At 58.4% G+C, this 11,479-nt stretch carries 10 protein-coding genes; 3 read left to right on the top strand and 7 right to left on the bottom strand.

Annotated elements, in window-relative coordinates; translation table 11 throughout:
• The first annotated feature begins 51 nt into the window (after positions 1 to 51).
• Positions 52 to 462 (top strand): YbhQ family protein, encoded by a 411-nt coding sequence (locus tag BH712_RS07000; protein WP_006809522.1) that lies wholly within the window; start codon positions 52 to 54, stop codon positions 460 to 462.
• Here the strand turns inward: BH712_RS07000 and BH712_RS06995 are convergent.
• From BH712_RS06995 to cecR, 5 genes are read right to left on the bottom strand one after another with little or no spacing between them, the layout of a single operon-like run.
• Positions 424 to 1,530 (bottom strand): ABC transporter permease, encoded by a 1,107-nt coding sequence (locus BH712_RS06995; RefSeq protein WP_032673575.1) that lies wholly within the window; start codon positions 1,528 to 1,530, stop codon positions 424 to 426. The genes BH712_RS07000 and BH712_RS06995 overlap by 39 nt on opposite strands.
• 56 nt (positions 1,531 to 1,586) lie before the next feature.
• Entirely contained in the window at positions 1,587 to 2,720 is a 1,134-nt protein-coding gene (locus BH712_RS06990; protein ID WP_032673574.1) for an ABC transporter permease, read from the bottom strand.
• Positions 2,710 to 4,449, bottom strand: coding sequence for an ATP-binding cassette domain-containing protein (locus BH712_RS06985; RefSeq protein WP_032673573.1), 1,740 nt, complete (start codon positions 4,447 to 4,449; stop codon positions 2,710 to 2,712). Before BH712_RS06985 ends, BH712_RS06990 begins: the two co-directional genes overlap by 11 nt.
• On the bottom strand, positions 4,442 to 5,437 hold the full coding sequence (hlyD, locus tag BH712_RS06980) for a secretion protein HlyD (RefSeq protein ID WP_006809518.1): 996 nt from the start codon (positions 5,435 to 5,437) through the stop codon (positions 4,442 to 4,444). The genes BH712_RS06985 and hlyD overlap by 8 nt, the downstream gene beginning before the upstream one ends.
• Entirely contained in the window at positions 5,434 to 6,111 is a 678-nt protein-coding gene (cecR, locus tag BH712_RS06975; RefSeq protein WP_006809517.1) for a transcriptional regulator CecR, read from the bottom strand. The genes hlyD and cecR overlap by 4 nt, the downstream gene beginning before the upstream one ends.
• Positions 6,112 to 6,315: 204 nt before the next feature.
• On the opposite strand from cecR, the gene rhlE reads away from it, so the two are divergent.
• Both rhlE and dinG read left to right on the top strand, forming a co-directional pair.
• Positions 6,316 to 7,698 carry an ATP-dependent RNA helicase RhlE gene (gene rhlE, locus BH712_RS06970; RefSeq protein WP_006809516.1) on the top strand — a complete coding sequence of 461 codons (1,383 nt, stop codon included), beginning with the start codon at positions 6,316 to 6,318 and terminating at the stop codon, positions 7,696 to 7,698.
• Positions 7,699 to 7,795: 97 nt separating this feature from the next.
• A complete protein-coding gene (gene dinG, locus BH712_RS06965) occupies positions 7,796 to 9,973 on the top strand; it encodes an ATP-dependent DNA helicase DinG (RefSeq protein ID WP_006809515.1) in 2,178 nt (725 codons plus the stop codon).
• Here the strand turns inward: dinG and BH712_RS06960 are convergent.
• Both BH712_RS06960 and BH712_RS06955 read right to left on the bottom strand, forming a co-directional pair.
• Positions 9,960 to 10,463, bottom strand: a complete 504-nt coding sequence (locus BH712_RS06960) for a fimbrial protein (RefSeq protein WP_032673750.1) — start codon at positions 10,461 to 10,463, stop codon at positions 9,960 to 9,962. The genes dinG and BH712_RS06960 overlap by 14 nt on opposite strands.
• Before the next feature lie 5 nt (positions 10,464 to 10,468).
• Positions 10,469 to 11,458, bottom strand: coding sequence for a fimbrial protein (locus tag BH712_RS06955; RefSeq protein ID WP_006809513.1), 990 nt, complete (start codon positions 11,456 to 11,458; stop codon positions 10,469 to 10,471).
• Between the last annotated feature and the right edge of the window lie 21 nt (positions 11,459 to 11,479).

Genomic DNA, 11,479 nt, shown 5'->3' with positions numbered 1-11,479 from the left:
TAAAGTGCGGTAGTCTGAACTAGCAGAGAAAAATCCTTCAGGAGAGAAGCCATGAAGTGGCAACAACGCGTTCGTGTCGCAACCGGTTTGAGTTGCTGGCAGATTATGTTGCATTTACTGGTCGTGGCCGTACTGGTGATGGGCTGGATGAGCGGCACGCTGGTGCGCGTCGGCTTAGGGTTATGTGTGCTTTACGGCGTGACCGTGCTGTCGATGCTGTTTTTACAGCGTCACCACGACGCGCGCTGGCGTGAAGTGGGTGATGTGCTCGAAGAGCTCACCACCACCTGGTATTTTGGTGCGGCAATGATCGTCCTGTGGCTGTTGTCACGCGTGCTGCAAAACAACCTGCTGCTGGCCCTCGCGGGTCTGGCTATCCTTGCAGGACCCGCGGTGGTGTCGTTGCTCACCAAAGAGAAAAAACTACGCGATGTTTCGTCTAAACATCGCATAGGCCACTGAGCCCGTTGTGGCCGCGATGACCAGTAGCGGCCACAAACTTCCCCACACAATATCCAGACTCGCATCCTTCAGATAGATTTGCTTGGTGATATCCGTGAAGTGACGAATCGGGTTTATCCACGTCAAATTCTGTAACCACACCGGCATGTTCTCCACTGGCGAAACGTACCCTGAAAGCAAAATCGCCGGCATCATAAAGACAAACACCCCGATAAACGCCTGCTGCTGCGTTGAGCAGAGCGCGGAAATCAGCAGCCCAAACCCAACCAGCGACAGGCCGTAAATCACCATCGTGAAGTAAAACAGCGCCAGCGATCCGGCAAACGGGATCTGGTACGCCCAAATTCCGACGCCCAGTACGATGGTGGCCTGGAAGGTGGCGACGATCAGCGCTGGCACCGCCTTGCCGACAAATATCTGCCAGGTGGCGAGCGGCGAGACCAGCAGCTGATCCAGCGTACCTTGCTCACGTTCGCGCGCCACGGACAGCGAGGTGACGATCATCACGCCAATGGTGGTGATCATGGCGATCAGCGACGGCACCACAAACCACTTGTAGTCCAGATTCGGGTTGTACCAGTTGCGCACCACCAGCTCGCTGTTGTTGGGTTTGGGTTTGCCTGTCATTAATTCCTGCTGGTAATCCTTCACCACCTGTTGCAGATAGTTTGCCGCAATCTGGGCGCTGTTGGAGTTACGTCCGTCGAGGATCAGCTGCATCGGTGCGGTCTGGAAGGTATCCAGGTTACGGGAGAAATCCGCCGGGAAGCGCACCAGCAATAATGCTTTCTGCGTGTCGATGGTGGGCTGGATGGCCTGCGGGCTTTCCAGAAGCAGGACATGGGTAAAGGCTTTGGCGCGGGCGAAACGCTGGGTCAGCTCGACGGAATGCTTGCCGTTGTCTTCGTTGTAAATGGCGATGGTGGCGTTGGTGACCTCCAGCGTGGCGGCAAACGGAAACAGTAAAACCTGGAGCAAGACCGGCAACACCAGAATGGCGCGGGTCTGCGGCTCACGCAGCAGCGATTGCAGCTCTTTGCGGATCAAGGTCCATAAACGGTGAAACATCGCGTCGTCCTCCTGTCGGGTGGCGCTACGCTTACCCGACCTACAAAATCCGATGGCTAATCTAATCTTCTTTTCGTTTTCATCCACGTCAGCCCGATAAACATCACCGCCGACGCCAGCAAAAACAGGGTATTGATAATCAACACTACGGGGATATTCCCCGCCAGGAACAGGCTTTGCAGGGTGCTCACAAAGTAGCGCGCCGGAATGATGTATGTCACGGCGCGGATCACCGCTGGCATGCTGTCTATCTGGAAGATAAAGCCGGAGAGCATAATCGACGGCAGGAAGGCGGCGTTAAGCGCCACCTGTGCGGCGTTAAACTGGTTACGGGTGATGGTGGAAATTAACAGTCCCATCCCCAGCGTACTGAGTAAAAACAGGCTGGTGATAAAGAACAGCACCACCAGCGAACCGCGGTACGGCACGCCGAGAATAAATACCGAGACCAGCATACACAGCAGCATCGCCAGCATGCCGAGGAAGTAGTAGGGGATCAGCTTGCAGAGCAACAGCTCGACGCGCGTTACCTCGGTGGAGAGCAGCGCCTCCATGGTGCCGCGCTCCCATTCGCGGGCGATGACCAGCGAGGTGAGGATCGCGCCAATCACCGTCATGATAATCGTCACCGCCCCCGGGATAATAAAGTGCTGGCTGATGGCGGCGGGGTTAAACCAGTAGCGCGTCTGCACGTCGATCAGCGGTTTAAATTCTTCGCCCCGATCTTCCGCCCGCTGCATTTGCCACAGCTGCCAGATCCCCTCCGCATAGCCCTGCACAAAATTCGCGGTATTCGGCTCGCTGCCGTCGGTGATCACCTGGATCGGCGCATCGGCACCCGGTCGCGCCATGTTGGCGGCGAAATCGACCGGAATGACGATCAGGCCGCGAATTTTACCGGCCTGCATTTTCTGGATCAGTTCCTGGCGGTTGTCGCTGATGGTGGCGTCGATGTAGGGCGAGCCGGTCATGGCGTGGGTGAAATCCAGCGCCTCTTCGCTCTGCTGCTCCAGCAAGATCCCGACCCGCAGCTTGCTGGAGTCGAGGTTAATGCCGTAGCCAAAAATAAACAGCAGCAGCAGGGGGATCACCACCGCAATCAGCCAGCTGCTGGGGTCACGCACGATCTGCCGCGTCTCTTTAACGCACAGGGCGCGCACCCGGCGCCAGGAAAGGGCGTTACTGCGCATGGGCATTCTCCTTATCCCAGTCGTGGATGAGGGTGATAAACGCCTGCTCCATGGTCGGGTCTGGCTGTGCGTCGTCGGCGGCCTGCGCTTTCAGGTCATCCGGCGTGCCGTGGGCGATCAGCTTGCCGCGATAGACCAGCCCGATGCGGTCGCAGTACTCCGCCTCATCCATGAAGTGGGTGGTCACCATCACGGTCACGCCTTTTTCCACCATGCTGTTGATATGCAGCCAGAATTCGCGGCGGGTGAGGGGATCCACGCCTGAGGTGGGTTCATCAAGAAACAGGATATCCGGCTCGTGCATCAATGAGCAGGCCAGCGCCAGCCGCTGTTTGAAGCCAAGCGGCAGCGCGTCGGTCGCGTGTGAGGCAATATCGGTCAGGCCAAAGGCGTCGCACATGCGACGAATCTTCTCGTTCTGCGCCCGTCCCCGCAGGCCGTAGACGCCGGAGAAAAATCGCAGATTTTGCTCGACCGTCAGGTTGCCGTAGAGTGAAAACTTCTGCGCCATATAGCCCAGGTGCTGGCGCGCCTTGCCGGAGCTGACCTTCAGATCCATGTCCAGCACCAGCGCTTTGCCGGAAGTAGGGACCAGCAGGCCACACATCATCTTAAAGGTGGTGGATTTCCCCGCACCGTTCGGCCCGAGCAGGCCAAAAATCTCGCCGCGCCTGACGGCAAAATTGACGTTATCGGTGGCGGCGAAATCGCCGAATTTTTTGGTGAGCGATTTCGCTTCAATCACCGTTTCGCCCGGCGTACCTTCCACCGTGTGCAGGATGGCGCCAAGCGGCGACTCCGAGGTTCCCGCCCCGCCCAGCAGATCGATAAACGCATCTTCAAAGCGCGGTGTGGTCTCTGTCATGTCGAGTTCAGGCATACCCTGCGCCCGCCGGATATCATCGGCGGTGGCCTCTTTTTTGAGGATCACGCGCACCGAACGGCCCTGAATCATCCCGTCGCTCACCTGGGGCAGCTTCAGCACCCGTTGCAGCAGCGTGCGGTTGGACTCCTGCGGGCTGTGCAGCAGGAAACTGCGCCCGGCCATGGTTTGCGTCAGCTCGGTGGGTTCACCCTGATAGAGCAGTTCCCCTTCGTTCATCAGCAGCACGTCGCGGCACTGCTCTGCTTCATCCAGGTAAGAGGTGCTCCAGAGGATCAGCATGCCGTCGCCCGCCAGCTCGTGCACCATCTGCCACAGTTCGCGGCGGGAAATAGGGTCCACGCCCACGCCGGGTTCATCCAGCAACAGCACCTTCGGTTCGCCCACCAGCGTGCAGGCCAGCCCCAGCTTCTGCTTCATCCCGCCGGAGAGTTTGCCCGCCAGCCGGTCGGTGAACGGGCCGAGGGAGGTAAACGCCAGCAGACGCTCAAAGGTTTTCTGCCGGGTTTCGCCGGTGACACTGCGCAGATCCGCATACAGATTGAGGTTTTCCATCACGGTCAGATCTTCATACAGACCAAACTTCTGCGGCATATAGCCGAGCATACCGTGGAGCGCCGCGTCGTCTTTGATCGGATCGAGGCCAAGCACGCTGGCGCTGCCTTCATCCGGCTTCAGCAATCCCGCCAGCATGCGCATCAGCGTGGTTTTACCCGCGCCATCCGGCCCCACCAGCCCGGTCACATAGCCTTTCTGAATCGTACAGTTCAGCGGCGCGACCGCCGGTTTAGCCATTCCCGGAAAGCGTTTGACCAGATTGGTGAGCTGGATAACCGCATCATTCATGTCGTTCCCCGTCATTTAAGGTCACGGTAACAGGCATGCCCTGACGCAGCGCGTCGTCCGCGTCGGTGACGATGATGCGCAGGCGATACACCAGGTCGGTACGCAGGTCCGGCGTTTCAACGGTTTTTGGCGTGAACTCGGCCGTTGGGGAGACGAAGCCCACTTTGCCGTGATACGGCGTGTCCGGGCGACCGTCGGTATAAAGCAGCAGTTCGCGGCCCGGCTGCATCTGGCCAAGATTCGGCTCATCAATGTAAGCGCGCACCCACACCGGACGGGTTAAGGAGAGCGTTAACACGGTGCTGCCCGCGCTGAGCATGCTGCCCGGCTCCACGGCGCGGGTCATCAGCGTGCCGTCAGACGGCGCAATTAACGTGGTGTCGCGAAGGTCCAGCTCCGCCTGGGCTAACTGCGCCTGCGCCTGCTCAAGGCTGGCCTTCGCCTGGGCGATATCCTGCGCGCGGTTACCGGTGCGGTACTGGCTTAACTTATCCTGCGCGGATTTCAGCGTCGCCTGCGCCTGGTCGCGGGACGAGCGCGCGTTTTCCAGATCGTTGGCGGAAATGGTGCGGCTTTTCCATAAGCCTTGCTGACGGTTATAGAAGTTCTGTGCATAGTCATAGGCGGCTTTTGCCTGCTTAACGGCAGCGGCGGCCTGGGAGATCTCTTCATCACGATAGCCCGCCAGCATCAGGTCATACTGCGCCTGGGCGACGGAGACGCCTGCTTTTGCCTGCATCAGCGCGTTCTCAAACGGGGCTTTGTCCAGCATCCCCAGCGTCTGTCCGGCTTTGATGGTATCGCCTTCGTCAACGCTCAGCGAGGCCAGCCGCCCGCCGACGCGGAAGCTCATATTCACGGTGCGGATATCCACGTTGCCGTACAGCGTCAGGCCACGATCCTGCTGGCTCTGATACCACAGCCAGCCGCCAATTCCCGCAGCAAGCAAGACAACAACCACCAGGATGATGGCGACAGGTTTTTTCATGACTTCTGGCTCCTTTGCGTTAAGCCTTGCAGGATCAGATCAACGTGACAGGTAATGACCTGGCTAATTTGCGCGGCTTTATCCTCATCGAATTGTGTCCAGCCCGTACGTAACAGGATGGTCTCACGCCCCAGACGGAAGGCGAGCACTTCGCCCAGCAGGGCGTGGGTATGCAAAATGGTCTCGGTATCACCGGCGTCCCGTCCGGTATAGGCGGCGATCAGTCGGGTCAGATGGGTGTGCATCGGGGCAATCACCTGATCGTGTACCAGTTGATAAGCGGCTGTGGGGGAGAGCTGCTCGCGGGAGATAAACTTGCTCAGGTTCAGCGTATCGTCGTGCGTCAGCAGGCGGATCATGTTGTGACAGGCATTGAGAATAAGCTGCCTGATAGCGGTACGATCCGGCGTCGGCTGGCTCAGCAGCCCGCTGGCCTCTTCAACGTGAGGACGAAAGCTGGTGCCGATAAAATCCGCGATCCACTGGGCGCAGGCGAGGTATAAATCCTCTTTTGAGCCAAAATAGTAGGTGATGGCCGCAATATTCTGTCCCGCCTGAGCGGCAATATCCCGCGTGGTGGCATGCAGGCCATACTCGCCAAACTGCGCCAGCGCGGCGGCGATAAGCTGACTTTTCGCCTGTTCACCTTTGGTTGTCGTTGGGGTTGTATTCATGGCAGCATTAAAAATTAATCAATCGATTGATTAAGATTATGCCTGATTCGCCCATCCGTCGAGTCATTCCCGGGGATATTTTATGCGCCACGTCACAAAAGCTGCTACACTCCGCACCTTCGCGACATTGTGGTTTTTGTCCTTCTATTCGTTATATCTCCCTGAAAACTACACCTGTGATGGTCGGGGCGGTTCGGAGTTTTTATGTCTTTTGATTCCCTTGGTCTGAACCCGGAAATTCTGCGCGCCATCGCAGAGCAGGGCTACGTTGAGCCAACCCCTATCCAGCAGCAGGCTATTCCGGCTGTTTTGCAGGGCCGTGACCTGATGGCAAGTGCGCAGACCGGTACCGGTAAGACCGCGGGCTTTACCCTGCCGCTGTTAGAGCTGCTGGTAAAAAACCAGCCGCACGCCAAAGGCCGTCGTCCGGTGCGTGCGCTGATCCTCACCCCAACCCGCGAACTGGCGGCCCAGATTGGCGAGAACGTGCGTGAGTACAGCCGCTATCTCAACATTCGTTCGCTGGTGGTTTTCGGCGGGGTCAGCATTAACCCGCAGATGATGAAGCTGCGCGGCGGCGTGGACGTGCTGGTGGCAACGCCGGGACGTCTGCTGGATCTCGAACACCAGAACGCGGTGAAGCTGGACAGCATCGAAATTCTGGTGCTGGACGAAGCCGACCGCATGCTCGACATGGGCTTTATTCACGACATTCGCCGCGTGCTGGCTAAACTGCCTGCGCGTCGTCAGAACCTGCTCTTCTCCGCGACCTTCTCCGACGAGATCAAGGCGCTGGCGGAAAAACTGCTGCACAACCCGCTGGAGGTGGAAGTCGCGCGCCGCAACACCGCCTCCGAACAGGTGACGCAGCACGTTCACTTCGTTGATAAGAAGCGCAAGCGGGAACTGCTCTCCCAGATGATCGGCCAGGGCAACTGGCAGCAGGTGCTGGTCTTTACCCGCACCAAGCACGGTGCGAACCACCTGGCGGAACAGCTGAATAAAGACGGCATCCGCAGCGCTGCCATTCACGGTAACAAGAGCCAGGGCGCGCGTACCCGTGCGCTGGCGGACTTCAAATCCGGCGACATCCGTGTGCTGGTGGCGACCGACATCGCCGCCCGTGGTCTGGATATTGAAGAGCTGCCGCACGTGGTGAACTACGAGCTGCCAAACGTGCCGGAAGACTACGTTCACCGTATCGGCCGTACCGGTCGTGCGGCGGCAACCGGCGAAGCGCTCTCTCTGGTCTGCGTGGACGAGCACAAGCTGCTGCGCGACATTGAACGCCTGCTGAAGAAAGAGATCCCGCGTATTGAAACCCCGGGGTATGAAGTGGATCCGTCGATCAAAGCCGAGCCGATTCAGAACGGTCGTCAGGGTGGCGGTCGCGGTCAGGGCGGTGGTGGTCGTGGCCAGCAGCCGCGTCGTGCCGAAGGCGGCGCGCCGAAGTCATCAGGCAAACCGCCGCGTCGTAACAACGACAGCAAACCGGCCGGTGAAAACCCGTGGCGTAGCGGCGAAGGGAAGCCGGCAGGGGAAGGGCAGCGCCGACGCCGCCCGCGCAAACCTGCTAACCCGCAGTAATCTGGAAGCCCGGTCGTAAAGCCGGGCTTTTCTTTTTGCGGCAGCGAAAAGAAAGTGCCACAATAGTGGCTGTTTATACAGTATTTCAGGTTTTCTAATGGCTTTAACCGCTGCGCTCAAAGCGCAAATTGGCGCATGGTATAAGGCGCTACAACAGCAGATCCCCGATTTTATCCCCCGAGCGCCGCAGCGGCAGATGATTGCCGACGTGGCAAAAACGCTCGCCGGGGACGACGGGCGACATCTGGCGATTGAAGCCCCAACCGGCGTCGGGAAAACCCTGTCGTACCTCATTCCCGGCATCGCCATTGCGCGGGAGGAGGACAAAACGCTGGTGGTCAGCACCGCGAACGTCGCCTTGCAGGATCAGATCTTCAGCAAAGATTTACCCCTTTTACGCAAAATTATCCCCGACCTGCGGTTCACCGCCGCCTTTGGTCGCGGGCGCTACGTCTGCCCGCGCAATCTGGCGGCGCTGGCCAGCAGTGAACCTTCGCAGCAGGATCTGCTCGCGTTTCTGGATGACGAACTGACGCCAAATAACAAGGCGGAGCAGGAGCAGTGCGCAAAGCTGAAGGCCGATCTCGACGGCTACAAGTGGGACGGCCTGCGGGACCACACCAGCCAGGCGATTGGCGACGACCTGTGGCGCAGGCTCAGCACCGATAAAGCGAGCTGCCTGAACCGTAACTGTCACTACTACCGCGAATGCCCGTTTTTTGTCGCCCGGCGTGAAATTCAGGAGGCGGAAGTGGTGGTGGCAAACCACGCGCTGGTGATGGCCGCGCTGGAGAGCGAATCGGTGCTGCCGGAGCCAAAAAACCTGCTGCTGGTGCTCGACGAAGGCCACCATCTGCCGGACGTGGCGCGGGATGCGCTGGAGATGAGCGCTGAAATTACCGCCCCGTGGTTTCGCCTGCAACTGGATCTGTTCTGCAAGCTGGTGGCAACCTGCATGGAGCAGTTCCGCCCGAAAACCACGCCGCCGCTGGCGGTCCCGGAGCGGTTGAGCGAGCACTGCGAAGAGGTGTACGGCCTTATCTCCTCGCTGAATAATATTCTGAATCTGTATCTTCCCGCGACCCAGGAAGCGGAACACCGCTTTGCGATGGGGGAGCTTCCGGAAGAGGTGATGGAGATTTGCCAGCAGCTGGCGAAGCACCTCGAAAAGCTGCGCGGGCTGGCGGAGATGTTCTTAAACGATCTCAGCGAGAAAACCGGTAGCCATGACGTGGTGCGTTTGCATCGCATTCTGCTGCAAATGAACCGTGCGCTGGGTATGTTTGAGGCGCAGAGCAAGCTCTGGCGGCTGGCCTCGATGGCGCAGGCGTCCGGCGCGCCGGTCACCAAATGGGCCACTCGCGAAGTGCGGGACGGACAGGTACACCTGTTCTTCCACTGCGTAGGCATCCGCGTGGCCGATCAGCTGGAAAAGCTGATCTGGCGCAGCGTGCCGCACGTGGTGGTGACGTCAGCGACCCTGCGTTCCCTGAACAGCTTCTCAAGGTTGCAGGAGATGAGCGGCCTGAAAGAGAAAGCGGGGGACCGTTTTGTGGCCCTCGACTCGCCGTTTAATCACTGCGAACAGGGCAAGCTGGTCATTCCGCGCATGCACTATGAGCCGCTTATCGACAACGAAGAGCAGCATATTGCGGAAATGGCGGCCTACTTCCGCGAACAGGTCGAGAGCAAAAAATACCCCGGCATGCTGGTACTGTTTGCCAGCGGGCGCGCGATGCAGCGCTTTCTTGAGTACGTGACCGATCTGCGACTGCTCCTGCTGGTACAGGGCGATCAGCCGCGCTACCGCCTGGTGGAAACCCACCGTAAGCGCATTGATAACGGCGAACGCAGCGTGCTGGTGGGGTTACAGTCTTTTGCGGAAGGTCTGGATCTGAAAGGTGACTACCTGACGCAGGTGCACATCCATAAAATCGCCTTCCCGCCCATCGACAGCCCGGTGGTGATCACCGAAGGCGAGTGGCTGAAAAGCCTTAACCGCTATCCGTTTGAGGTGCAAAGCCTGCCTGCGGCGTCGTTTAACCTGATCCAGCAGGTGGGACGACTGATTCGTAGCCACGGCTGCTGGGGCGAGGTGGTGATTTACGATAAACGTCTGCTCACCAAAAACTATGGTCAACGGCTGTTGAATGCGCTGCCGGTGTTCCCGATTGAGCAGCCGGACGTGCCGGAGGTAAAAAAACGCCCGGCTAAACGGTCTGCCGGGCGTCGAAAAAGCATCCATGCTAAGGGGCGCGGTCCTACTGGTAAGTGAATGTCACCTGCACAACGCTGCTGAAGGTGCCAGCCGTGACGGGCATGGCGGTGGCGTAATAGCGTGCGGACAACGGAAACGTGGCGGTATGGTCACTCGGATTAATGGCGGCGTTAAATGCCGCCTGCGGGGCGATTAATATTTTGTCCTGACGATCTGCCAGCTCCAGCGCCAGCCCCTTTGCGGTGCCGGTATTGGCAAATTTTGTCGGGTGAGTGCTGTCTGGCTGACCGTAGAAAAATGCGGTGGCGAGCGCGAGCGTCGCCGGACAATGTGATACCGACAGCGAGAAATCTTTCCACTCGCCGGTATCGCCCACGTCTTTAAAACTGCCCGATACTGCCTGACCCAGATCCACCGTCAGATTCCTGCTGGCGGTATCGATGATGCAGGTATTGGCGTAAATATTTCCCGTCATCTGGATCTGAATGTCCTCTGCATGGGCCTGGGTCATTAAGCCCAGCGCCAGCAATGCGATTGTCTTTTTCATGTTGGTCACTTATAGGCGAGAGTAATGGTTGCCACGGTGTTGGCGGGGCCGGGCGTCACGACATCACCGATCTGCTCGTATCGAACCTGAAAGGGGATTTCCAGCGTTTCATTGGCCACGGCCTGTCGTTGGGTAGTGACGTAGGTGTCAAAGGTGGCAATATGGTCATCAAACAACATTCTCACCCCGACGCCGGTTGCCATCCCTGTCTGCTTCGTGAGCTTAAGCACCCCATCAAATGCGGTTTCATACCCGTTAGCGCTGGTGATTTTTAACTCAGGCTGTACGGTTGTATCGCAGTTAACGCTGACATTAAAATTTTGAGCGGGGCTGGAGAGATAACCCACACTCATAAAATCACTGACGGGAAAATCGCCCAAATTAACGGTGAGGTTTTTCGGCGAAACGGAGCAGGTAACCTGATGCAGAATGACGTTACCTGAATAGGCGATGTGGTTAGGGTTACCAATCCCTTCATGGCCGAAAACGCCAATGCCGAATTCGGTCTGAGACTGCACCAGCGTGCCGGATGTCACGGTGTCACTTGTTTTCACCAGTTCAAGCGTGACCTCAAAATTAAAAGACTGGGTACCATCGGTAGAGACGTAGCCAACGGGGGTGCCGCGGGAATCGCACTCTATGCCGCCAGCGCCGCTGATACGCTGACCCTGATCGTTCATCAGCGCGACCCCAATGCCCGGTACGCCGGAATCGTATACGCCCCTGAGCCCGGGAATTTCCGAGCCGGTGCCGTAGTAGCAGGAAACGATTTCCAGACCGCTGTCGTTACTCTGATCGCAATGCCCGGCAACGTGAACGCTCTGCTCTGTACCGGGGATGGTTGCGCCAACGGCCAGCGTCGTCGGGACAGAAATGGATGCCACGTTGATCATTTTGGGGAGATCCGGCGTCGTGCAGGTCGCCTTCGCATGCGGCATAAATAACGCCGCGGTCCCCAGGATCAGTAAGAAAAAGCACTGTTTAATCATTTGCATAATGTTTTGCCTGCTCGGTAA

The sequence above is a fragment of the Enterobacter hormaechei ATCC 49162 genome, assembly GCF_001875655.1.
Taxonomy (GTDB): domain Bacteria; phylum Pseudomonadota; class Gammaproteobacteria; order Enterobacterales; family Enterobacteriaceae; genus Enterobacter; species Enterobacter hormaechei.
This window is presented reverse-complemented; position numbering and strand designations above follow the sequence as displayed.